Below are 22,088 nucleotides of genomic sequence, written 5' to 3'. Positions count from 1 at the left end.
TGGGCACTCTAAGATGACTGCCGGTGACAAACCGGAGGAAGGTGGGGATGACGTCAAATCATCATGCCCCTTATGACCTGGGCTACACACGTACTACAATGGCCGATACAACGGGTCGCGAAGCCGCGAGGCGGAGCCAATCCTATCAAAGTCGGTCTCAGTTCGGATTGCAGGCTGCAACTCGCCTGCATGAAGTCGGAATTGCTAGTAATCGCGGATCAGCATGCCGCGGTGAATACGTTCCCGGGTCTTGTACACACCGCCCGTCACACCACGAGAGTTTACAACACCCGAAGCCGGTGGGGTAACCTGAAGCGTTTCGCAAGAAACGCACATCGGAAGCGATGCTCAGGAGCCAGCCGTCGAAGGTGGGGTAGATGATTGGGGTGAAGTCGTAACAAGGTAGCCGTATCGGAAGGTGCGGCTGGATCACCTCCTTTCTAAGGAATATCGTTCCCTGTTCAGGGAACAATAACAGCACTCTAGAGTGCACGATAGACGGCTAATCGTTCGTTGTCAGTTTTGAAAGAACAATGGTTCTTTCATCTGGAGAGCTGTCCGAGTGGTCGAAGGAGCACGATTGGAAATCGTGTATACGTTAACCGCGTATCGAGGGTTCGAATCCCTCGCTCTCCGCCATGTGGCGGTGTAGCTCAGCTGGCTAGAGCGTACGGTTCATACCCGTGAGGTCGGGGGTTCGATTCCCTTCGCCGCTACCATATCTATACTGACGCGGGGTGGAGCAGCCCGGTAGCTCGTCGGGCTCATAACCCGAAGGCCGCAGGTTCAAATCCTGCCCCCGCAACCAAGCTTTTAATGCAATAAAACGGTATACGCCGGTGTAGCTCAACTGGTAGAGCAACTGACTTGTAATCAGTAGGTTGGGGGTTCAAGTCCTCTCGCCGGCACCATCATTACGGAGGATTAGCGAAGTGGCCAAACGCAGCAGACTGTAAATCTGTTCTCTGACGAGTTCGGTGGTTCGAATCCATCATCCTCCACCAGTATAATCTAACTATGAATGAACTGGCTTATAAAGCCCAGCCCTTTATCCTTTGGATAGAGGGCTTTTTGCTGCGTCAATTTAGTGAACTCGGTCTCCCGCAATTGTACGGCCTGGCTTATCCACCTCATTTCAGCTATTATATTGTTAGTGGATGGTTTGGCTTTCCGACTGCCGAACGAAGGCATAAAAACCAATCGTAAAAAAATGTACATATATGAATTTACAAAAAGCCCTTGATATTTATTATCATTCTAATATAATAATGTGTGTAAATCGAATTTCGTATTCGATAAGAAGGAAGTATATGTTCAGCACCATGGAAAGACCAATAAACTTTAATTGACCAAGGAGGATTTTCTTTATGTCACTAGTAGGAACTGAAGTAAAACCGTTTAAAGCATCCGCGTATCAGAATGGCTCTTTCATCGAGGTTACTGACGCTGATTTCAAAGGCAAGTGGAGCGTTGTATGCTTCTATCCGGCAGACTTCACATTCGTTTGCCCGACTGAGCTTGAGGATCTGCAGAATCAGTACGAAACATTGAAAGGCCTTGGCGTTGAAGTATATTCCGTATCCACGGACACTCACTTCACACACAAGGCATGGCATGACAGCTCGGAAACAATCGGTAAAATCACATACATCATGATCGGCGACCCATCGCACACGATCTCCCGCAACTTCGAAGTACTGGATGAGGCTGACGGTCTGGCTCAGCGCGGTACATTCATCATCGATCCGGATGGTGTTGTGCAAACTGTAGAAATCAATGCAGGCGGTATCGGCCGTGACGCGAGCACACTGGTTAACAAAATTAAAGCAGCACAATATGTTAGAAACAACCCAGGTGAAGTTTGCCCGGCAAAATGGCAAGAAGGCGGCCAAACACTGAAGCCAAGTCTTGATCTTGTTGGCAAGATCTAAAGTAGGGAGAAATTAGAATGGCACTGGATAACGAGATAAAAACACAGCTAGAACAATATCTTCAACTGATGGAAGGCGACATCGTGTTGAAGGTCAGTGCTGGATCTGACGACGTATCTCAAGAGATGACGGATTTGGTTAATGAAATAGCCAGCATGTCATCCAGAATTACGGTTGAGCAAACCGAGCTTAACAGGACACCAAGCTTTAGTGTCAACCGCCCTGGCGAAGACACGGGTGTAACATTTGCCGGCATCCCGCTCGGACATGAGTTTACGTCGCTGGTCCTGGCACTGCTTCAAGTCAGCGGCAGAGCACCTAAGGTAGACCAGAGCGTTATTGACCAAATCAAGAACATTCGAAGTGAATACCATTTCGAAACTTATGTCAGCCTGAGCTGTCACAACTGTCCTGATGTTGTACAAGCACTCAATCTGATGAGTGTCCTGAATCCGGGCATTACGCATACCATGATTGACGGGGCAGCATACAAGGAAGAAGTGGAAAGCAAGAATGTCATGGCTGTTCCAACTGTTTTCATGAATGGTGAGACATTCGGAAGCGGACGCATGACCATTGAGGAAATTCTTGCCAAGCTGGGCAGTACGGCAGATGTATCCGAGCTCGACAACAAAGAACCGTTCGATGTTCTGGTTGTCGGCGGCGGACCAGCTGGCGCCAGCGCGGCTATCTATGCGGCTCGTAAAGGTATTCGTACCGGTATCGTAGCCGAGCGTTTTGGCGGCCAGATTCTGGACACACTCGGTATTGAGAACTTCATAAGCGTGAAGCAGACGGAAGGCCCCAAGCTGGCTGCAAGTCTGGAAGAGCATGTGAAGGAGTACAATATCGATGTCATGAAGCTGCAGCGTGCTAAGCGTCTGGAACGGAAGGACCTGATCGAGCTTGAACTCGAGAGCGGCGCTGTGCTCAAGAGCAAGACGGTCATCCTCTCCACTGGAGCACGCTGGCGTAATATCGGAGTACCTGGCGAAATCGAGTTCAAGAACAAGGGCGTGGCGTACTGCCCGCACTGTGACGGACCTTTATTCGTAGGCAAGGATGTTGCGGTTGTCGGCGGTGGCAATTCAGGCGTAGAGGCTGCAATTGACCTGGCCGGCATCGTGAAGCACGTAACGGTTCTCGAGTATAATGCAGAACTGAAGGCGGATGAAGTGCTGCAGCAGCGTCTGTACAGCCTGCCGAACGTTACGGTGCTGAAGAATGTTCAGACCAAGGAAATTACAGGCGATGATAAAGTCAACGGCATTGCATACGTAGAGCGGGAAACAGGCGAAACGAAGCACGTTGAGCTTCAAGGCGTGTTCGTACAGATTGGTCTCGTACCTAATACGGACTGGCTTGGTGAATCGATTGAGCGGACTCGCATGGGCGAAATCGTTGTCGATCAGCATGGCGCAACCAGTATGCCTGGCGTATTTGCAGCCGGTGACTGTACCAACAGCCCGTATAAGCAAATCATCATTTCCATGGGATCTGGTGCTACTGCTTCACTAGGTGCTTTTGATTATCTGATTCGAAACTAATAAAGCAGCAAAAAAAGACCACTGCGTTATACAGACCCGGCTTACAGGGCTGTATAATGCAGTGGTTTGTTTTTATTGAATCACATTGTTGCTGTCTGTCGTTCCCCGGTTAGTTCGACGTCACGGAGAAGCTGTTGGTTGTATAGTTCAAGCCGGCAGGGGAGGAAGTGATCTCAAAGCCGAACTGAACGCGGTCGAGAACGACATCATTGTACCAGCCTCTGGCCTTAATCCAATTCATAACACCAAGAACGTCTACAGTTCCCGAATTGGTCTTGCTCGTTCTTACGAAGGAGAATACCTCGTTATGTCCGTTCGTGCCGCGGTATACGTTCCAGGTATGCCCGCCAACGCTGACGTTCTTGAACACTGGCACGGGGTTGCCCTGCGCATCCCAGTTATAAGAGATTGGCTTAACACCGCCATAGTGATTCATCCAGAGCATAATTTCATAGGCATAGTTGCCGGCCCAGATGTCGTAAGCGGTTACAAAATCGGTGCCGCTTGTAGGTACCGTTACATTAAAGCTGCTCTTGACACTGGACAGCGCGCTGAGCTTCTTGTTAACATCCTTCGTGCTGTTCGGGTATGATTTAATGCCGCCAGTGCCAGGATGCTGCGCCCAAACGCCCCAGTTGCTGTACGAATTTGCCCACATGCTCTGCGGCCCGGCTCCTGAGCCCCAGATATTGTTATATACGATATAACCGCTGTTCGTCCAGTTACCGTATTGCTCCGACGTACTCCAGACAGCTGCAAAAGCGTTCGCAGTTAACGTCACGACCGCAGCCAGGGCTACTATTAGGGATACGCCAAACCGTTTTTTCTTCATTAGTTCATCTCCTCAAATTTGATGTGGTGCAGGCTGTTCAGTCTGTTCTGACGTTCAGTCATAGGGTAAAAGCTCAGAAGCCTCCTTCCCGGAAAGTGATAGCGCCACAAAACAAAACATTAAGTGTATGCGCTTACAAACTAATTATATAGCATTATTTATCCAAAACTACCATGTAAATTAGAGGAAAAATCATATAAAAATATTAGAAGATGCTGTCAGATCGTGTGACGTCCACTTCAAGACGATAACGCAGCAAATTGTGAAGGAGGGGATGTGTCGCCAGAATAAATGGTGTAAGCGCTTAATAATATGGTACAAAGGAGGGATTATTGATGAAAAACAAGCTCGGGATTATGCTGATTGCTTCTTTATTGCTTGGCTGTCTGATGGGATTAGGCCCAATGACGGACGCTGCTAAGGCAGCAGCTGTGAACGTGTCGAACGGCATACAATTCAAGGACACGAACGGGAATATCGTTCATGCGCATGGCGGCGGAATGTTGAAGCAGGGCAGCTATTATTACTGGCTTGGGGAAAATCGCGACGGTACTAATCTCGTATCATTGTATCGGTCAACAGACCTTAAGAACTGGGAGTTTCGTTCCCACCTGCTCACGAAGTCCATGGGCGGAGAGCTTGCAACTGCTAATATTGAACGGCCCAAGCTGCTCTATAACGCGTCGACAGGAAAATACGTGATGTGGATGCATAAGGAGAATGGAGTTGATTATGGCGAAGGCCGTGTCGCCGTCGCATCCGCCTCCAGTATTGAGGGGCCTTATACGTATCATGGCAGCTTCCGTCCGCTCGGGCATGATTCCAGAGATATGACGGTATATAACGACAATGGAACAGCTTACTTGTTTTCCTCCACACGAGTCAACGCAGACATGAATGTGTTCCGTCTGTCGTCTGATTTTCTCAGTGTGGATACACTCGTGCAGACCATGTTCATCGGACAGTACCGCGAGGCACCTGCCGTCTTCAAGCGGGGATCAACCTACTTCCTGATTACTTCTGGAGCAACTGGCTGGAATCCTAATCAGGCCAAATACTCGACAGCCACCAGTATTGAAGGGACCTGGACAAATCCGGCTAACTTCGGAGATTCGACGACCTATGGTTCACAGTCCACTTATGTCATTCCGGTCAGCGGAAGCACGACGACGTCCTATCTGTATATGGGGGACCGCTGGGCAGGTGCATGGAGCGAACCGGTGAACAACTCCAAGTATGTATGGCTGCCGCTTAGCTTTCCGACAGCGAATACGCTTGAGATGAACTGGTATCCCAGCGTGGATATCGACACGGCAACTGGCGTTATTACGGGGAGCAGCAGCGGCGGGCTCTTTAACCCGAACACGGCATACAAGATCGAGAACGTGGAGAGCGGCCTTACATTGGAGGTCAGCCAGCAGTCAACGGCTAACGGTGCAAATGTTGACATCTGGAGCTATTGGGGCGGCGCTAATCAGAAATGGCGGATTGAGCAGGTGGGCAACTATTACCAGATCGTGAATATGAACAGCGGGAGAGCCCTGGACGTGTCAGGATCATCCACCGCGGATCATGGTAATGTCATTCAGTATGACTATTGGGGCGGCAATAACCAGCAATGGAGTCTGGTGGAGGCGGGCGGTGGCGCATTCCGGATCGTAAACCGCAACAGCGGCAGGGCGCTCGATGCCACCGGTACCACGAACGGATCCAATGTCATCCAGTACAGCTATTGGGGCGGGGCCAATCAGAAGTGGCGGATAGTTCCCGCTGATTAGATGCTCAAGGAAGGTTTAAGTACAGAAGCACAGCCTAGTATATAAATCGATAAACCTCGCCTTCAATAGAAGGGTACGAAGGAGGAACAATTCTACGCCTTGAGGCGGTCGACGCAAGCGGCGGCTCGCATCTGTAGGCAAGAACCCGAGGACACATTCGCAGGATAGAATGTGTCCTTTTTCTTGCGTTTGACATCAGCTTGCGAAGTAACTATACTGGTTACAACGGTGGTGATGATAGTGAAGCAGATAAGCACGCGCTTTTCCATGGCAGTCCATATCCTGTCCCTGATCACGCTGAGTCCGAACGAAGTTACTGGCGATTATATAGCTGGAAGTGTTAACACCAACCCGGTTGTAATCCGCAGAATTATGGGAATGTTAAAGAAGGCAGGGCTGGTGGATGTCCGTCCTGGGGTAGGGGGGGCTTTCCTGCTGAAAGAGCCTGAGGCTATTACGCTGCTTGATATTTACCATGCCGTCAATGTGACGGAGGATAACCGTTTGTTTGGCGTTCACGAAGACTCCAATGTACGCTGCCAGGTTGGACGGAATATCGAATCCGTTCTCCAATCCGAATTAAGCGAGGCTCAGTCCGCTATGGAACAGCGATTAGCTCAAACAACATTGAGTCAGCTCATAGCAAGATTTAATTAAATGAGAGCTCATGAAGAGCTTTTATTTTATACATTAGTTGTAACCAAAGTGGTTATATCTCATGCAATTACATTAAATTATTGGAGGGACAAACCTATGAAGATGTTAGTTACAGGCGCAACAGGTAAACTTGGATCCAAAGTAGTGGAGACGCTATTGAAGATGGTCCCTGCGAACCAGCTCGCGGTCAGCGTTCGGAACCCGGAGAAGGCAGCAGGTTTAAAGGCAAGAGGAGTAGACGTCCGACAGGGCGACTTTGATCAGCCAGAGACACTTGATTCGGCTTTTGCAGATATAGACCGGCTGCTGATCATTTCGACTGATGGCGACACGGAAACCAGAATCCGGCAGCATGCTCATGCAGTAGAAGCAGCTAAGCGGGCGCAGGTCGGATTCATTGCCTATACCAGTGCGACCAACGCAAGAGAGAGTACGTTATTCCTTGCTGAAGTTCACCGCGTGACAGAAGAAGCGATTATCCAGACAGGCATACCTTATTCCTTCCTGCGCAATAATTGGTACCTGGAAAATGAGCTTGGGAAGATTCAAGGCGCGGCTAATGGCCAGGCATGGGTTACATCCGCAGGCTCTGGCAAAGCAGGCTGGGCTTTACAGCAGGATTATGCAGAAGCGGCAGCAGCTGTGCTGGCAGGCAGTGGCCATGAGAATACGATCTATGAGCTTGGGGGCAAGCTGCGGACGCAGGAAGAGTTAGTATCCCTCATTGGCTCTGTATTAGGCCGGGAAGTGCCCGTACTGCAGGTTGATGACGCCAAGTTTGCCGAAATCATGAAGGAGGCCGGTGTACCCGATTTTGTTGTCCCGATCCTTACAGGTATCGAGAAGGGTATTCGGGAAGGCGCTCTGGAGGTTGAAAGCAGCGATATGGAGAAGCTGCTCGGCCGGCCGCTTACGCCAATTAAGGAGGCGCTGATCCAACTCCTTAACGTAAGCAATCAAGAATAACACCAACTATTAAATGGGAACAGAAGCAGCTGGTTGTAGCCGGCTGCTTTTTTCTGTACCCAAACTGTATCCCCTTCATGAACAGATCTTGTGGTAAAATAAGGATGATGAATGCAGTGATTAACTGTCGTTTACATAATTTATCTTATGACAACTCTTTTGCCGGCTAGATGATCATTCATTATATGGTGCCGTTTAATAAAAACTGAAGCACGGAGGGACATAATGGATACGCAGCATCTCAACAGCCTGTTTCGTGGGCGGATAGGTTACACCAATACGGATAAGCTCTCGTTCACAGACTTGAATGACATACTGGAGCTTACAGGACGGACAATACCATTCGAGAATATGTGCATCATGGAAAATCGAATTCAACCGGTCACGATACCCGGCTTGGTTGACAAGATTCTGATCAAAGGCGAGGGAGGGCTGTGCTACGAGCTGAATACGCTGTTTCATGCCTTCCTGCTCGCCAATGGATTCGATGCAGCGCTGGTGCGAGGCATTGTGTATAATGCCGAGAAGCAGGCCTATTCAGCGGCTGGCAGAACGCATGTCACGATTATGCTTCAGCACGATGGATGTCATTATATCGCCGATACCGGGTTTGGCGGAAACCTGCCTCTGCGGCTTGTGCCGATGACGGGCGAGCCGGTTGAAAGTGCGAACGGTCATTTTCGTGTAAGGCCGGCTGAGGGTGAGCATGCCGAACATGGCGACCAGCTGTTTGAGATGAAGCTGCGGCATAAGGATGATGATTGGCGTCCAGGCTTTGCTTTCGATTCGAAGCAGCCGATTGGTTTAGAGGAATGCAATTCGATCCAGAGGACAATCGCTGAGCATTCCGAGTCTAATTTCAACAAGCGGCCTCTCATAACGAGGCTGACAACGAGCGGCAGCATAACACTGACCGACACCTCCCTGACGATCTCTGATAATGGAGTAATTCACAAAGAAACAATTCAACCAAAGCAGTTCGCAGAGCTAAGAGTCCAGTATTTTGAATAATTTCAAGAAGTGGTGCTGCTCAGCAAGGCTGTCTGCAATCATAGGTATAATGGAATAGTGAAAACCCGGCCTATTCAGGCGGGGTCTTCACGTTAATGCTTGCTGGGCATATCTAAATCGTCCACTCGTCATGAATAATCCCGACAAGGTACCATTGCCCAGCCAGCTGTTCAAATACAAGCCGCAGACTGCTCAAGCCCATTACGTTGCCATCCGGCCCTTTGCTGAAATGATATTCAACAAACACACCGTTCGGATAAGCTTCCCTTATGTTGTTGATTGTATTTCCCTGCATAACGGCTTCATTAAAGCCAACCTGTTCACTCTTGCTGTAGTCCCGGTTGAAAATAAAAGATTCGTAGTATTCGTTGAAGGTCAGCTTAATCGGATCACCGGTTCCATCATAGGCGCCCCATTCATAAACGGTGGAATCCTTGAAAGCATGACTTAATTGCTCACGGCTCAAGCGAACATCATGCTTCAGATCGACGTAAGCGTACGGTGTAAAGCGAATACCTTTGTCAGGATGGGCGAGCTTCTGCAGAGCTTTGGCATCCTTGTTCTTGAGAGCCAGAATGGCTTCCTGTGCAACCCCTGCGATGGCCTTCTCCGCTTCTTTGGATGACATGAGCCCTTCCGACCTCGATTCGGATTTCTGAGGAACATCGGCATGGACGAAGGGAAGGGCAGCACAAGGAGCAATCGCTAGCATGAACAGCAGCACAGCTCCAAGCATAGTTTTATACGGGCTCATTGTATTGCCTCCTTTAATCTCACATGGAAACATATCCCTTAGAATCTCCCTGTACGATAAGGCTTATGCATGATCATCCGCTAGCGGGGCGCCTGGGTAAAAATGCATAGCTCATACGCTCCCAAGATATACTAAGCGATGCGATCTGGAAACTACCGCATGAAGGGAGAGAGGGCCTCGATGCCGGATTTGTTACAGGAACGGACAGACAAGCAGCAGCCGGTCAATGCCGATATGAAGATGCCTGATCTAGGGCTGACGGTTGCGGATTATATACTGAAGCTGCTTGTGAACTGGGGAATTTCCCGAATATATGGAGTAATTGGTGACGCGAATCTGCTGCTGCTGGACGCCATTTCCCGGCAGCGGGATATCAGGTACATTCCATTCCTTGATGAGAATGCCGCAGCGCTGGCCGCATCGGCAGATGCCAAGCTGAGCGGCGGGGTTGGCGCTGTAATCGGCACCAGCGGACCAGGGCTTGTTAATATGCTGAATGGCTTAGGTGATGCCTTTGCCGACCGGGTAGGAGTCCTTGCGATCACTGGACAGGTTGATGCACCGAAGATTGGACTGCATACGAAGCAGTATGTGCAGCAGCAGCTGACCGTAGCGCCGCTTGCAGCATTCTCGGAGCTGCTTGCGCACCCCGACGCTCTTCCAGGCCTGCTTCAGCATTGTCTTATCATGAGCAGCCTTCAAGGGGCGGTCACCCATCTATCCATTCCCAAGCTGATGTTCGCGGAGAAGGTTAAGGGTGCTGTACTGCCGTATTCCGCTCATCTTCATCAGCCGCTTCTCGCTCCGGAGAAGGAAGTCGAGGAGGTTTTCCACCTGATGGCGGCCGCCATCAGACCAATGCTGCTCATTGGAGGAGGGGTTTATGGAGCGGAGCCGGATACTAAGGTATTTGCGGAAGAAATGGGTGCTGCTGTTGCGACAACAATGCCGGCGAAGCATTTGTTCCCTAACAGCCATCCTTTGTATGCAGGCGGACTTGGGCTGGCAGGAAGTGAAGCGACAAGCCTGTTGATGAGAGAGAGCGACCTTATCATTATCTTGGGTGCGACCTGGTGGCCGGAGGAATTCACTCCCCAAGGCGTGAATATGATTCAGATAGACGCCGCACGTGAGAACATCGGGATAGGGCATGGTCTTTTGCGCGGACTTGTTGGAGATTTGCGGGATATAATGCCGCGGCTTGCCAGTATGGCTAAGCGAAGGAAGAAGAATGAGGAAGCCAAGTCTGCATGGAAACAGCGCATATCTGAGGTGCGCAATGTATGGTCAGAACGATTGGAACAGGAGACCACCCAGGCCGGGTCGCCGCTCGCTCCCCAGCGCATTATGCGTGACCTCTCAGAGTCGATCCCCGGGAATGCGATTATTGCGGTCGATACAGGCGACCATTCGATATGGTTCAATCGCTGCTTCGACAACCGTGGTCAGCGGCTGCTGCTGTCAGGACGCTGGCGCACATTGGGATTTGCGCTCCCGGCGGCAATTGCCGCCAAGCATGCTTTCCCCGACCAGCCTGTTGTGGCCATTGCCGGGGACGGCGGCGTGGTGCAGACCATTATGGAGCTAAAGACAGCGGCAGCGCAAAGTATACCGCTTGTCCTGGTTGTTATTAATAATAACGCCTATGCGATCGAGAAGAATCGTATGGAGCTGACGGGTCTCGACACAATCGGAAGCAAGCTGGACAACCCGGATTTTGTCCGGTTGGCTGAAGCGTTAGGGGGGATCGGCTTCAGGGCTCACACATCGGAGGAGCTCCGCAGCTGTATGGAAAAGGCATTACAGTCAGATAAGCCTGTCCTAATCGATGTCAGCGCATCGTCGCCAACCGTTCCGCACAGCAAGATATAGACATTCGGGGCTTGTTCAATATATGGTCCGGATCTATGAGCCGACCCTCTAAGGGTCGGTTTTTTCGCATATATTGTGAAGGCTTCGTTGATAGAAGTGAGAATCAATCGGATTCGAAGATTGTGTCAGTAGAATTCGGAATTGATACCAGTATGGAAGGTGCTACAGAAGGCAGATTTGATAAACGCAAACTGGAAATTGCCAGTGGGGAGGAAAGGACGATTAAGCCGGATCTTAAAGTAACAGGTGAAAGCAGTGTATATATGCAATTCACGGACGAGCAAGGCCGCCGTGTCACGGAATCGGTATGCTCTTATACAGAATCATTATCCGGTTATTCAACCGTCATCATCAAGAATGATACCGTTCAAGTCGACGAGAATTGTTCATGATTTCTGCCTGTTTCCTGCCTGTTCGCCGATTCTCCCCAGACTAATACCCCCCGTATCGTAACCATTCTCCTAGGCAGCAGCATAGGCTATGAGGGGCATTAAGTCTACGTGGAGAGGAAGATACGCATGTATCCTTATTATTACCAGCAGGCAAACGCAGGTTATAGTAGTTGGAGTGGTCAATTTTTCCCGGTCAACTCCCATGCCAGCTGTTATCCTTATCATCGCAGCAGTAAGCTGACTGATCATGGGCCAAACCCGTTTGTTGTGAATATTGAGCAAGCTGCTAAACAAAACACGAACTATCGCACCGCATTGTGGACAGGTAAATACTTTCAAGTCACCCTGATGTGCATTAATGTTGGTGATGACATTGGCCTGGAGGTCCATCCAACAACAGATCAGTTCATACGGATTGAGCAGGGGCAGGGATTAGTCCAAATGGGTGACTCAAAAGACAACTTAGATTTCCAGGAACCAGCCTATGATGATTATGCAATCATGATCCCTGCAGGCAAGTGGCACAATATCACCAACACGGGCACCATTCCCTTAAAAGTATACGTCATCTATGCTCCGCCTGAGCATCCGAGGGGTACGGTGCATGTAACCAAGGCAGCAGCAATCATGAAATAATAAAGTATAACTCCGGGTACGGCAACTATAATCTTGCGGGCGGCAGGGCCGACTATTGGCTTGAATCATCACTGAAAATCCCACCAGTCGAGCGCTCCTGATAAGGTCCCATGACCTTCTAAGGGGTGCTTTTTGCAGTGAATATGTTAATATTTACTGAATTATCAAAAGCTGAGCACAATATACATTCAATTGATTGCGACCTTTAACAGATCCTATCAATGTATCGACGGTAGACAATTTCACAGTATATAATGTATCATAAGTATACTAACAGAATGCGAGCCATTTGGTTTCCCGCTAATCTAAAAATAAGGAGGTGATCGTATGGTTCAAGATTCTGATATTTCGAATGAGACGCGGATGCGAATCTTGGATGTCACAACCCAACTGCTGGCCGCCTCAACAACAGGAGAAATTTCAAATCGGGCGATATGCGAAGCCGCAGGTGTAAAGCCGCCGACTCTGTATCACTATTTTGGCGATAAGGATGGTTTAGTACAAACTGTTGTTAATGAAGCATTCGAGCGATACCTCGAGTCAAAACGAAAGGTTGGCCGTACGGGTGACCTTATCACCGACTTCCGCCGAGGGTGGGACATGCACGTCGAATTTGGAGTGGGCAACCCTGCGCTGTACGACCTGATGTACGGCCGGCCGCTGATTCGCAACATGTCTCCCGCAGTTTCTACTGCCCGGTCCGAGCTGTTGAAATTCATGAGCGAATTTGAAGCTGCCGGCCGACTGCGGCTGCCTATCCAGTTAGCGACAGATGTCGTGGAATCCGCCGCTATCGGGGTAACACTTCAACTCATCCGTACTAATAGTGCCGATTCCGATCCCTTGGTCTTCATTACCCGTGAAGCGGTTATGGCAGCGGTGATTGGCCCGGATTCCCCTTACGGAAGCCATCCTGCATCTCCAGAAATTGCAGCCGCCGCAGCCCGTCTGCGTGATGAATTGCCGAGAGGCCAAGTCTCGACCTTGAGAGCTTCGGAAACGTCACTGCTGCATGACTGGCTCGACATACTCGCTGGGGGCACAAATACTATTCGATAACATGTTTGTCTGCTGACATGTCGGCCTGCCGTCTCACGGTTTCTTGGTCCTGATCGTAAGTGCAAGGATACTGTTGTGCTGTTTTTTAACACCCAAGGAGGTAAGTTAAAATGACTCAGACTACAACGGAACACGATAATCTTGATCCTGAAAGTGGAAAACAGGGACAGCGTGCTTTATCTGAAGAACAAATCGAACAGATTCTGCAGGCGACCGCAAATGGCTTCGGCACTGCACTTCGCTCCCCCATCATGCACACGCCAGCGGAGTATGATCTTGAATGTGAGGAAGTAACGTTCCCTTCTCTGGATGGTGTGTCATTGGAGGGCTGGTTCATTCCAGCCTCTGGCTCGAATAAGCTCGTCATAGCAAATCATCCGCTCTGGTTCAGCCGCTCCGGTCTTCCATCTCACCTTGAACCATGGAAAATGCTCGGCGCCGCCGGAGGCAACGATTTTGAGGTCAATCTCGTACCGGACTACAAAATATTGCACGATGCCGGGTACAATGTCTTGACCTATGACTTCCGTAACTTTGGCCACAGCGGAGCGGCCAACGGAGGTATCATCACTGCAGGCATTTTCGAAGCACGGGATGTCATCGGCTCGCTGAATTACGTTCGCAGCCGCGAGAATTTGCGTGATATGACCATTGGTCTGTTCAGCCGTTGTATGGGCTGCAACGCCACCATGTTCGCCATGGCCAAATACCCCGAAGCGTTCCGGGATGTCCGTTGCATGGTCGCACCGCAGCCGCTTTCCGTCCGCGTTACACTTGAGCAGTCTCTGTCTCTTGCAGGAATTCCAGCAGAACGAATCGACGATCTGGAAGAACGAATCAGACTGCACAACAGCTTTAGGCTGGAAGATATGTCTCCGGTTGAAGCTGCAAAGAGTGTGATGATTCCGACATTTCTCTACCAGGTTCATGACGATGTGATGACCCGGCCAAGCGACATACAGGCGATATACGACAATATTCCGATAGAAGAGAAGAAGCTCTTTTGGATTAAGGGAACGTCTCGGCGCTGGGATGGTTACACCTACTTTTCGAAGGACCCTAGCCAAATGCTCGATTGGTTCAACACTTATATGAATTAACTCAAGAGCGAAAACGCCGATTTGCCCAGTTATATCAAGGCTTTAATGATAGGTCTTACCTGCTAAAGGTGAGTAAGCGATTAATAATATCTTTGGATTTTAGCCCAGGGAGGCTCCTGATCATGGAGAACGTATCCAACTACTACGAATCAATCGATGAAGCTTCTCGGTTTTCGAGAAATTCCAGAAGAATCGAATTTTTGACTACTAACCATGTGCTTGAGACTGTCATCCCTGAAGGGGCCTATATTTTAGATGTAGGTGCAGGGGCGGGTATATACTCCTTCTATTACGCCGAACGGAAGCACAAGGTTGTTGCAATTGACATCACACCGAAGCATATTGATATCATTCGCGAACAAGCGGAGCAAACAGGGATAGCACTCGATGCATATGTCGATAATGCTATAGATCTGAGCAGGTTTGAATCCGAATCGTTTGATTTTGTCATGTGCTTTGGCCCTTTATACCATATTACAAATGAGGAAGAGAGATACGCCTGCATTAAGGAATGCTTAAGGGTTCTGAAACCAGGAGGGCATCTGGCGGTTGCTTATATTAATAAATTCTCCATCATACCGATGCTCGCAACAAGAGACCAGCAATTTATTCGCAATAGCTTGATCGATAAGGTCATTAACGAAGGCATTATAAGGGAAGGAGACGAGGACTGCTTTTGGACGGATGCCTACTTCACCAGTCCAGATGAAATCGAAGCTTTCATGTATCAGTTCGAAATCAAACCAGTCGCCCATGCGGGCACCGATGGAATCAGTCACACTATACATGAATGCATAGACAGACTCGATGAAGAGCAGTTCGATTCCTGGTTAGATTACCACTTTAAGACATGCAGGGAGCGCAGCATATTAGGTATGAGCTCACATGGTTTGTATGTGATTCAGAAGGGCAGTGAGTAATTTGAATTGCACAATATTATTCGTGATGAATCCCTTGGCAGCAGCCGGTCATAATGACCGGCTGCTTTTCACATTATTTTCAACCAGATTGAAACCTCCCCGTTGATCCGCACATCTAACATACGTCCGAACGCCGAGGGGGAGATGGAATGGATACTGCAAAGGCAGTAAAAAAAGCTCAACAAGGCAATACCCAAGCGTTTGAGCATCTGATCATGACACACAAGGTCATTATGTATCAGGTGGCCAGAACGATATTGAAGAGCGATTCAGATTGTGCAGACGCTATTCAGGAAGCGATACTTAAAGCTTTTGAGAAGATCAAGACCTTGAGAGAGCCTCTGTATTTCAAAACCTGGCTGCTGCGGATCGTCATTAATGAATGTAATCAAGTACACCGGCAGAATAAAAAAGTCATCGAATTCAGTGAATTATTAACACCTTCCATCAACGAAGGCGGGTATGAAGAGGTTGAGCTGGAACAGCTGCTCCAGACGCTTCCCGAGGAAGACAGAAGCCTCTTAAAGCTTTACCATATCGAGGACATATCGGTTAAGGATTTGGCAGAGATTTATCAGAAGCCCGAAAACACAATAAAAACATGGCTGCGCCGCGCTCGTGAGCATGCCCGCAGAGTGTGGGGAGAACAGGAGGGGACTCAATGGAAAAATGGGAGCAGGAATTAACCAAACAAGTTAATAGAGCTTTGCCAGATCACATCGACCAGCGCATCCAGTCAACTCTTAATCAGCTGAAAAGAAAGCCTGTCAAGAAGCCCAGGCTGCGCATTGGCATAGTAGCGGCGGCATTAGTCTTCACTTATATCGTTAGCATGTCGTATCTATCTCCTACCTTTGTTAATGTCTTGAACTCTTTCCATGATGACGGTTCTGTATTCGAGATGCTAGGCGATGAGGGGCTGAAGAGGGGGAGCCAGCTTGATCTGGCAGCGAAAGTGGACCAGCAGCTGCAAATCGATGGTCAAGTGCTGACAATCACTGATGTGATGTATGATGGAGCCAATATTTACCTTGGCTGGACAGCGTCTTCTTCATTTGACGTAGAGAAATACCACAAAGCGAGAATCTCATATACGGTCAATGGGAAAACTATCGGTTACAGCGGAGGTGAACCGATAGAAAGACTTGATGATGGAACATACGCGGGAGTCCGTATCATTAATCCTACAAATAAGCTGCCGGATTCATTCATACTTGGCATCGTATCCTTTGAAGGTAATCAGATTTTAGCCGAAATTCCAGTTGAGCGCCGCGGTGAGAGTTATACTTTTGCAATTAATAAGCCAGCCAGCTGGAACCATATAGAGATCGATTATGAAAGCATCACTTTATTTCCCACTACAACTGAATTGGTATTTAATCACCGCAAGACGGAGGGAGCTTATATGAGGATACAGCTTTACGATGAGTCAGGCCGTGTTCTTAAGCCGTTAAGCTATGGTAGTCAGGGTTATCGAGATAATGGCAAATCAGCGTACTACTTTGAACCGCTCGATACCATACCTGAAACAATAACCATCAGGCCTTATTTGGGCAGTGCCACATCCTCTTCCAAAGTCAGTGCCCAATGGAACGGTAAACCGAAAACGCTGTCTCAAGGCTCGGCAGGAGCACTGACCATATTGGATCAGAACCATGCAGAGAACCAGCTCACATTAACTTATGAGATTTCGGGAGAGCATCTTTATGACCAAGCGGCTGATATCTGGCTTGAGAGAGATACTGGAGAGCGAATCTATCCAGCGAAAAGACCCGAACCCGTTCGAATGCCGGGCTATAATAACCGGTACCAGATAACGTTCAAGGATGTAAGTGTATTGGAGAACCTCAACATTTGCACGGGACAGGTTAACCCTTACTTTCTGGAAGGACTGGAAGTGACCGTTGATTTGCAGCAATAAGAGCCTTAGGATTGTGAGTTCATACATGTTTAAATTTCAAGGAGGATAACAGAGTGAAGCAAACAGAGGAACTAACGACCATCGGGATGGCAGACGAGTTCATTCGTCATCACGAAATGGCTTTCTTGTATGTATCAAGGGCAGACTGCAGCATCTGTCACGCTATTCTGCCTAAGCTAAAAGAACTGCTGGAGCGTTACCCGCTCATCGCGCTGGGGCATATTGATGCGGATCAGGTCGAAGAGGTGGCCGAGAGGTTTCTGATCCTTACTGTTCCCGTCATGCTGCTGATGGTCAACCAGAGGGAGTACATTAGAGCGGACCGTTTTGTCCGCTTTGAACGGTTAACCGAGCAGCTTGAACAGATTTATGAGATGTATACCGGCAAATAAGGGAACCTTTCCGAGAGGTACGGTGTCTAATCTATAGAGCCTTACCACAACAGGATTGGAGGAGTTAACATGGAGAAACAAATAAGGAAGCTGACACTCGTGCTGGCAATCTCGGCAGCTGTAATGACAGCCGTTACGGGCTGCGGCAAGGAGGCGAATACGACAGAGGTTACCGCACGGGGTACTGCGAATAGCAACGAAGAGCGGAACGAATCTTCTGCCGGTAAGGACACCGGACAAGAACAAGTTGAGAGCGGTGGAGCCGCGGACAGCTCTGTTGCTGATCCTCAGTCAAGTGAAGGGCTGCGGTCATTGGAGCAAGTCTCCGCTAAGGATGGTGAGACTTTCCTAAATGCACTGAAGCAGCAGGATACGAAGGAATTGTCCGCACTCATGGCGCATGCGGAGAACGAGTACACTGAGTCAGATATGGCCAAAGTAATTGAAGGATTTCAGCTCTACTTCGACAGACTGGAAGAGCTGACCCTGAAGTTCGAGGCGAACGAACAAAACCCTGAGTTCTATGTTGAGCACTACGCCATCGTTGGTAAGAAAAACGGTGAGACGCGCTCGATTCCTTTTATCATACGTTATTCCAAATCGCAGTCAATGAAGCAGATTCAGGATGACAACAAGCGTGAACCGCTGTATGATTCGCCGCTGATTGGAGAGTACCCATATATCATTATGGATGCCGAGCGTTATATCCAGGCGCTTCAGCAGAAGGATCTGGAAAGCTTGTCACTACACTTGGGATACGTTGATTACAACGAAGAGACACAAGCGGCAATGGAGCAGCTGCTTAACACTTATGAAGAAAAGCTTGACTTGAGCACGCTTAAGGCTGTATCCAAGGGCTATGATGAGCAGGAGGATCAGTACCATTTTGAGCTCCAAGACTCCAGGGGTCAGAAGCACGACATCCGAATAGGCGGCGAAGAGAACAGGATCATGGATGATTGGGCTGCGGGATCAGAGGCCGGCTGATCGTTAAGTCGTAACCACCTTGACGGAAATCAATTTAACGAATCTTTAAGCTGGGATAATTTACACGCGGTTGCCCTTCTCATATAATGAAATCACATTCATAGATAGAGAATATGAGGGGGCAAACAAAATGAAACGACGCAATACGCCTGCCTTTACTGCGATGGCATTCGTTTTCTTCGCGGTATCGGTAGCACTTTCGTTAGGCGGAATTATATGGTATCTGGAAGAGCCTTTCTCCGTCAAAGGGTATTACGGAATGGGCATCTTCTGCACCATCATGGCGAGCTTTACCCTGCAGAAGGTAATTCGGGACAATGAAGAGGATAAGAATTCCCAGGCATCCCGGCCGCGCAATACGATGGCATTCACAGCTATGGCATTTGTATTCTTCGCTGTCTCTGCTGCCCTTACACTTGGCGGGATCATCTGGTACCTGGAGCAGCCATTCTCTGTGAAGGGGTACTACGGAATGGGTGTCTTCTGTACGATTATGGCAAGCTTCACGCTGCAGAAAGTGATACGCGATAACGAAGAGGACAAGAGACAATCAGGACGAATGGAAGCAATTGTAGACTAATAAACGAAGAGAACAGGCTGCCAAACAGGATGTTGGCTGGCCTGTTTTTTTGTGAAGTAAAGCAAAGATTCAAGCAACTAACGAGATTGTGCGTTCGTCTGGTTATAGAGGGGGAGACGATATGTATAAATGGATAGGGATTCTTTGTTTGTTAGCAATCGCAGCTGGCTGCGGCTCGTATCCGACATCATCTGGCGGACAGGAAACGCTAACTTATGAAGACGAACAGGAGGGGCTAGCCTTAACTGCTCATATTAAAGTTGCAAATGACATTACCGTAGACGCATCAATCACTAACATAAGCGGCAAAACGCTTGTTTACAACGGCCGCTGCGGTATTCCATTCGGCATATTTATCAAAATGGCAGATGCTCATTCACACCTAGTGACACACGATAATAAAGAAATGAGCTGTGAAGATATATTTGATCCTGGGGATTTAAGGAATCTGGAACCAAATGAAACAATTGATAAGGAAGTGACATTCCAACGAAAGATAGCGCTAACGAATAACCGCTTGATTGGAGCATTCAGCGGCTTGTACGAGGTGTCTTTTACCTTCCAGATGCATGGCGGCCAGAGGTTTCAATCGTCCCTGCCGATAGAGCTAAACCATAATAAAGAACCCGATATCATGACAGTGGACGAAGCCAAATCAGCGGCACAAGCAAACAATGAAGTTGCAAACTGGTTCCTGGAGCAGGAAAAAGATGAGATGACCATCAAATCTGAGGATGCCATATTAAGCGATGGAGTGTGGGCCGTCATGTTTCATGCTTATCGCGAGGATCGAGAGCTTGCTGCACGCATTATTATCAATATGGACGCCAAATCAGGTACCATTAAAGTCATTCACTATGAGGAAGTGGACAAAAAGTACTTGCAATAAGTGAATTAATGTGAGCTGACAGCACTTAGTTTTACTAAAGATTTCCTGCACTCTAACCGTCACAGCGACCGGCGAACAGCTGGAACTCGGCATGTCCATGAATCAGGCAGCTCGTATTCTCGGAGAACCGGGAGAGCGTGAACCAGGGGATAAGGAATATTCATACTCGAGAGTGAGAGAACGCTGGTATTACGAAGGCCTTAATTTAGAATTCAAAAACAAAAAATTAATCATGATTCAAATCCATGAGGGAACTGATCCGAGTGCCTACGCCTTCCAAGATCCAATTCAGCTTGGCATGTCATCTGATAAAATGAAGGAGGTGCTGGGGGAAACGGATTTCTATATCGGCCCCTTTAATGCTTACGAGTACCACTATGTCATCGACAACGATCAGCTGATACCCGCAAGCAGTAAATCTGATTTCATGGACCTTTATAACAAACACCAAGCGCAAGATTTCCGGACCTTGGACTTTAATATTGATGGAGAAGAAAAGGTCAGAACCATTGCGATTATATCAGGTGAGGCTTCAGGGCATTTTTTGAGCCGTGAGATGGAAGAAGAGCAGCCCTGAGCCGTATAGCCGGAATAACCCCATCCTGACAGTCCAAATCAATAAATCCGGTATTTTCCGCTTAATGCCATGAGGCTGAAGAAGTACAGACAGTTGTCGTAATAACGTCGCTCACCGCTGCGCAGCGGTGTATCCCACAATTGCCGGACGAACTGTCTGGCATAGGCGCCATCCGCGGCCAGTGATGCCATGGCATTGGTTGCAAGCAGACCGATCGGATGGAGGGCAGGTTCCTCGAAAGGCTGGCCATCGATAGTATAACGGCGATAATCGGAGACTTCCTTGTCACTGAAAAAGCTTTGAATACGGTTGGACTGCTCAACCTGCCATGGATCCTTCCGAAACCACTCCCAATCGAGTGCTATGTTGGCTGCTGTCCGGTAGGCATCACTGAAGAAGTGACGGAAGTCTCCATGAGGCTGAATGTCTGCTGGCGACCCGTCGTAGTTCGCATATTCAGCCGAAAGCCCGGTAACAGGATGGCAGGCTTTATGCAGATAGGCCCGGCTTGCTGCGGCTGCTTCCTTCCAGAATGGTCGGTCTTGCTCGTCAGCATACAGAGCGAACAATTCATAGAAGTGGGGAAGATGGTAGGAGGGATCACTGAAGGATGATTCCGGTACAAATTTGATCAATTTAGTTGCCGGGTCCCACATCGGATCACCTTCGCCGTCCTCGCCTTGATGCACACAGGCGCGAAGAATTCGTCTTGCCTGCTCCGCGTAATTGTAAGGCTCGGGGCCATCTCCCCAGCGGTTGGAGGCAAAGAACAAGGCCATCGCAAAGAACTCTTCGCCATCAGGTGCAGGTCCCTGCGATAGGCGCGTTCCATCAGGCTTGCAGTGCCAGGCAAAATAGTCCTTATAACGGCCATCTGTGTGCTGCATGAATGTCTTCGCATAATACCAGAGCCGGTTAAACTCCTCCTGCTTATCCATCTGAACCGCCATCATCATGCCGTAGGACATACCTTCGCTGCGCACATCCAGATTGCCGGTATCCAGCAAATACCCTTTGTCATCGCCCATTGGATAGTAAATCCGAACGTCTTGATCTCCATAAAACAGTTCATTCCAAGTATCTTCAAGCCTTGCAGCAATTTCTTCCTCCGAATAGCCAAGCTCCTCAAACAAGTTTCGATAGGTGCCGTTGTAGAACGCACCACTTTCCAGGTTCGTCATAAGAGGCCTCCTGCGTCAGGTTGTTTTTTTGTAGATTATAGCACGACAGATACCGTTAAATTTAAAGCGCTTTCTTATAAAATTAAATATGTTCTTTTGCCGGGTT

The 22,088-nt window shown here is 48.8% G+C and carries 22 protein-coding genes, 5 tRNA genes and 1 rRNA gene; 25 read left to right on the top strand and 3 right to left on the bottom strand.

Translation table 11 applies throughout. From position 1 onward, the window contains the following. The 8 genes from DNH61_RS04650 to ahpF all read left to right on the top strand — a co-directional run. Positions 1–440: ribosomal RNA gene (locus DNH61_RS04650) — 16S ribosomal RNA — on the top strand; the annotation flags it as partial. A 108-nt stretch (positions 441–548) separates the two neighbouring features. Beyond that, positions 549–639, top strand: a tRNA-Ser gene (locus tag DNH61_RS04645). Positions 640–642: 3 nt separating this feature from the next. Next, a tRNA-Met gene (locus DNH61_RS04640) sits at positions 643–719 on the top strand. A 12-nt stretch (positions 720–731) separates the two neighbouring features. After that, positions 732–808: transfer RNA gene (locus DNH61_RS04635), tRNA-Met, on the top strand. 27 nt (positions 809–835) lie between these two features. Beyond that, positions 836–911 (top strand) — tRNA-Thr (locus DNH61_RS04630). Positions 912–918: 7 nt separating this feature from the next. Then, positions 919–1,004, top strand: a tRNA-Tyr gene (locus tag DNH61_RS04625). A gap of 363 nt (positions 1,005–1,367) precedes the next feature. Further along, positions 1,368–1,931 carry an alkyl hydroperoxide reductase subunit C gene (gene ahpC / locus DNH61_RS04620; protein WP_111145503.1) on the top strand — a complete coding sequence of 188 codons (564 nt, stop codon included), beginning with the start codon at positions 1,368–1,370 and terminating at the stop codon, positions 1,929–1,931. Positions 1,932–1,948: 17 nt separating this feature from the next. Further along, entirely contained in the window at positions 1,949–3,478 is a 1,530-nt protein-coding gene (gene ahpF, locus DNH61_RS04615; RefSeq protein WP_111145502.1) for an alkyl hydroperoxide reductase subunit F, read from the top strand. 109 nt (positions 3,479–3,587) lie between these two features. Here the strand turns inward: ahpF and DNH61_RS04610 are convergent, their stop codons facing one another. Continuing rightward, the gene (locus DNH61_RS04610; protein ID WP_111145501.1) at positions 3,588–4,310 is read right to left on the bottom strand and encodes a GH12 family glycosyl hydrolase domain-containing protein; all 723 of its coding nucleotides are present in this window, start codon (positions 4,308–4,310) and stop codon (positions 3,588–3,590) included. A 335-nt stretch (positions 4,311–4,645) separates the two neighbouring features. Here DNH61_RS04610 and DNH61_RS04605 point away from each other — a divergent pair, with 335 nt between their 5' ends. The 4 genes from DNH61_RS04605 to DNH61_RS04590 all read left to right on the top strand — a co-directional run bounded on the left by DNH61_RS04605 (position 4,646) and on the right by DNH61_RS04590 (position 8,722). Continuing rightward, positions 4,646–6,088 carry an RICIN domain-containing protein gene (locus tag DNH61_RS04605; protein WP_245947935.1) on the top strand — a complete coding sequence of 481 codons (1,443 nt, stop codon included), beginning with the start codon at positions 4,646–4,648 and terminating at the stop codon, positions 6,086–6,088. Between the two features lie 240 nt (positions 6,089–6,328). Further along, positions 6,329–6,745: an Rrf2 family transcriptional regulator gene (locus tag DNH61_RS04600; RefSeq protein ID WP_111145499.1), complete on the top strand. Its 417-nt coding sequence runs from the start codon at positions 6,329–6,331 to the stop codon at positions 6,743–6,745. 96 nt (positions 6,746–6,841) lie between these two features. Beyond that, entirely contained in the window at positions 6,842–7,711 is an 870-nt protein-coding gene (locus tag DNH61_RS04595; RefSeq protein WP_111145498.1) for an SDR family oxidoreductase, read from the top strand. A 225-nt stretch (positions 7,712–7,936) separates the two neighbouring features. Beyond that, positions 7,937–8,722, top strand: coding sequence for an arylamine N-acetyltransferase family protein (locus tag DNH61_RS04590; protein ID WP_111145497.1), 786 nt, complete (start codon positions 7,937–7,939; stop codon positions 8,720–8,722). 112 nt (positions 8,723–8,834) lie between these two features. Here the strand turns inward: DNH61_RS04590 and DNH61_RS04585 are convergent, their stop codons facing one another. After that, complete coding sequence (locus DNH61_RS04585) at positions 8,835–9,476, bottom strand: hypothetical protein (protein WP_111145496.1); 642 nt, start codon at positions 9,474–9,476, stop codon at positions 8,835–8,837. Positions 9,477–9,656: 180 nt separating this feature from the next. On the opposite strand from DNH61_RS04585, the gene DNH61_RS04580 reads away from it, so the two are divergent. The 13 genes from DNH61_RS04580 (at position 9,657) to DNH61_RS04520 (ending at position 20,801) form a co-directional block, all read left to right on the top strand. Next, the gene (locus DNH61_RS04580; protein WP_111145495.1) at positions 9,657–11,348 is read left to right on the top strand and encodes a thiamine pyrophosphate-binding protein; all 1,692 of its coding nucleotides are present in this window, start codon (positions 9,657–9,659) and stop codon (positions 11,346–11,348) included. A gap of 122 nt (positions 11,349–11,470) precedes the next feature. After that, complete coding sequence (locus tag DNH61_RS04575; protein WP_111145494.1) at positions 11,471–11,740, top strand: hypothetical protein; 270 nt, start codon at positions 11,471–11,473, stop codon at positions 11,738–11,740. Positions 11,741–11,866: 126 nt separating this feature from the next. Further along, complete coding sequence (locus tag DNH61_RS04570) at positions 11,867–12,376, top strand: cupin domain-containing protein (RefSeq protein WP_111145493.1); 510 nt, start codon at positions 11,867–11,869, stop codon at positions 12,374–12,376. Positions 12,377–12,703: 327 nt separating this feature from the next. Then, a complete protein-coding gene (locus DNH61_RS04565) occupies positions 12,704–13,435 on the top strand; it encodes a TetR/AcrR family transcriptional regulator (RefSeq protein WP_111145492.1) in 732 nt (243 codons plus the stop codon). Positions 13,436–13,545: 110 nt separating this feature from the next. Continuing rightward, entirely contained in the window at positions 13,546–14,535 is a 990-nt protein-coding gene (locus DNH61_RS04560; protein ID WP_220036919.1) for an alpha/beta hydrolase, read from the top strand. A gap of 122 nt (positions 14,536–14,657) precedes the next feature. Next, a complete protein-coding gene (locus DNH61_RS04555) occupies positions 14,658–15,455 on the top strand; it encodes a class I SAM-dependent methyltransferase (protein WP_111145491.1) in 798 nt (265 codons plus the stop codon). A gap of 149 nt (positions 15,456–15,604) precedes the next feature. Next, positions 15,605–16,141 carry an RNA polymerase sigma factor gene (locus tag DNH61_RS04550; protein WP_111145490.1) on the top strand — a complete coding sequence of 179 codons (537 nt, stop codon included), beginning with the start codon at positions 15,605–15,607 and terminating at the stop codon, positions 16,139–16,141. Then, entirely contained in the window at positions 16,117–17,376 is a 1,260-nt protein-coding gene (locus DNH61_RS04545) for a DUF4179 domain-containing protein (RefSeq protein ID WP_111145489.1), read from the top strand. The genes DNH61_RS04550 and DNH61_RS04545 overlap by 25 nt, the downstream gene beginning before the upstream one ends. A gap of 53 nt (positions 17,377–17,429) precedes the next feature. Then, entirely contained in the window at positions 17,430–17,768 is a 339-nt protein-coding gene (locus DNH61_RS04540) for a thioredoxin family protein (protein ID WP_111145488.1), read from the top strand. A gap of 69 nt (positions 17,769–17,837) precedes the next feature. Then, positions 17,838–18,755, top strand: coding sequence for a hypothetical protein (locus DNH61_RS04535; protein WP_111145487.1), 918 nt, complete (start codon positions 17,838–17,840; stop codon positions 18,753–18,755). A 130-nt stretch (positions 18,756–18,885) separates the two neighbouring features. Beyond that, positions 18,886–19,335 carry a YiaA/YiaB family inner membrane protein gene (locus tag DNH61_RS27205; RefSeq protein ID WP_245947932.1) on the top strand — a complete coding sequence of 150 codons (450 nt, stop codon included), beginning with the start codon at positions 18,886–18,888 and terminating at the stop codon, positions 19,333–19,335. Between the two features lie 121 nt (positions 19,336–19,456). Then, entirely contained in the window at positions 19,457–20,224 is a 768-nt protein-coding gene (locus tag DNH61_RS04525; protein WP_111145486.1) for a hypothetical protein, read from the top strand. Positions 20,225–20,315: 91 nt separating this feature from the next. Beyond that, positions 20,316–20,801, top strand: a complete 486-nt coding sequence (locus tag DNH61_RS04520; RefSeq protein ID WP_111145485.1) for a hypothetical protein — start codon at positions 20,316–20,318, stop codon at positions 20,799–20,801. A gap of 38 nt (positions 20,802–20,839) precedes the next feature. Here DNH61_RS04520 and DNH61_RS04515 read toward each other — a convergent pair whose 3' ends face one another. Continuing rightward, a complete protein-coding gene (locus tag DNH61_RS04515; protein WP_111145484.1) occupies positions 20,840–21,982 on the bottom strand; it encodes a family 8 glycosyl hydrolase in 1,143 nt (380 codons plus the stop codon). Positions 21,983–22,088: the final 106 nt, after the last annotated feature.

This window comes from Paenibacillus sambharensis, from assembly GCF_003233845.1.
Lineage (GTDB): Bacteria > Bacillota > Bacilli > Paenibacillales > Paenibacillaceae > Paenibacillus_I > Paenibacillus_I sambharensis.
The sequence above is the reverse complement of the archived record's forward strand: the minus strand, read 5'-3'. Positions and strand labels throughout refer to the sequence as shown.

Excerpts from the sequence above, each read along its gene's own strand:
- DNH61_RS04515 (WP_111145484.1), bottom strand. The coding sequence starts at position 21,982 with ATGACGAACCTGGAAAGTGGTGCGTTCTACAACGGCACCTATCGAAAC.
- DNH61_RS04520 (WP_111145485.1), top strand. The coding sequence starts at position 20,316 with ATGTCCATGAATCAGGCAGCTCGTATTCTCGGAGAACCGGGAGAGCGT.
- DNH61_RS04585 (WP_111145496.1), bottom strand. The coding sequence starts at position 9,476 with ATGAGCCCGTATAAAACTATGCTTGGAGCTGTGCTGCTGTTCATGCTA.
- DNH61_RS04565 (WP_111145492.1), top strand. The coding sequence starts at position 12,704 with ATGGTTCAAGATTCTGATATTTCGAATGAGACGCGGATGCGAATCTTG.
- ahpC (WP_111145503.1), top strand. The coding sequence starts at position 1,368 with ATGTCACTAGTAGGAACTGAAGTAAAACCGTTTAAAGCATCCGCGTAT.
- ahpF (WP_111145502.1), top strand. The coding sequence starts at position 1,949 with ATGGCACTGGATAACGAGATAAAAACACAGCTAGAACAATATCTTCAA.
- DNH61_RS04590 (WP_111145497.1), top strand. The coding sequence starts at position 7,937 with ATGGATACGCAGCATCTCAACAGCCTGTTTCGTGGGCGGATAGGTTAC.
- DNH61_RS04580 (WP_111145495.1), top strand. The coding sequence starts at position 9,657 with ATGCCGGATTTGTTACAGGAACGGACAGACAAGCAGCAGCCGGTCAAT.
- DNH61_RS04550 (WP_111145490.1), top strand. The coding sequence starts at position 15,605 with ATGGATACTGCAAAGGCAGTAAAAAAAGCTCAACAAGGCAATACCCAA.
- DNH61_RS27205 (WP_245947932.1), top strand. The coding sequence starts at position 18,886 with ATGAAACGACGCAATACGCCTGCCTTTACTGCGATGGCATTCGTTTTC.
- DNH61_RS04535 (WP_111145487.1), top strand. The coding sequence starts at position 17,838 with ATGGAGAAACAAATAAGGAAGCTGACACTCGTGCTGGCAATCTCGGCA.
- DNH61_RS04555 (WP_111145491.1), top strand. The coding sequence starts at position 14,658 with ATGGAGAACGTATCCAACTACTACGAATCAATCGATGAAGCTTCTCGG.
- DNH61_RS04525 (WP_111145486.1), top strand. The coding sequence starts at position 19,457 with ATGTATAAATGGATAGGGATTCTTTGTTTGTTAGCAATCGCAGCTGGC.
- DNH61_RS04595 (WP_111145498.1), top strand. The coding sequence starts at position 6,842 with ATGAAGATGTTAGTTACAGGCGCAACAGGTAAACTTGGATCCAAAGTA.
- DNH61_RS04610 (WP_111145501.1), bottom strand. The coding sequence starts at position 4,310 with ATGAAGAAAAAACGGTTTGGCGTATCCCTAATAGTAGCCCTGGCTGCG.
- DNH61_RS04570 (WP_111145493.1), top strand. The coding sequence starts at position 11,867 with ATGTATCCTTATTATTACCAGCAGGCAAACGCAGGTTATAGTAGTTGG.
- DNH61_RS04560 (WP_220036919.1), top strand. The coding sequence starts at position 13,546 with ATGACTCAGACTACAACGGAACACGATAATCTTGATCCTGAAAGTGGA.
- DNH61_RS04545 (WP_111145489.1), top strand. The coding sequence starts at position 16,117 with ATGGAAAAATGGGAGCAGGAATTAACCAAACAAGTTAATAGAGCTTTG.
- DNH61_RS04605 (WP_245947935.1), top strand. The coding sequence starts at position 4,646 with ATGAAAAACAAGCTCGGGATTATGCTGATTGCTTCTTTATTGCTTGGC.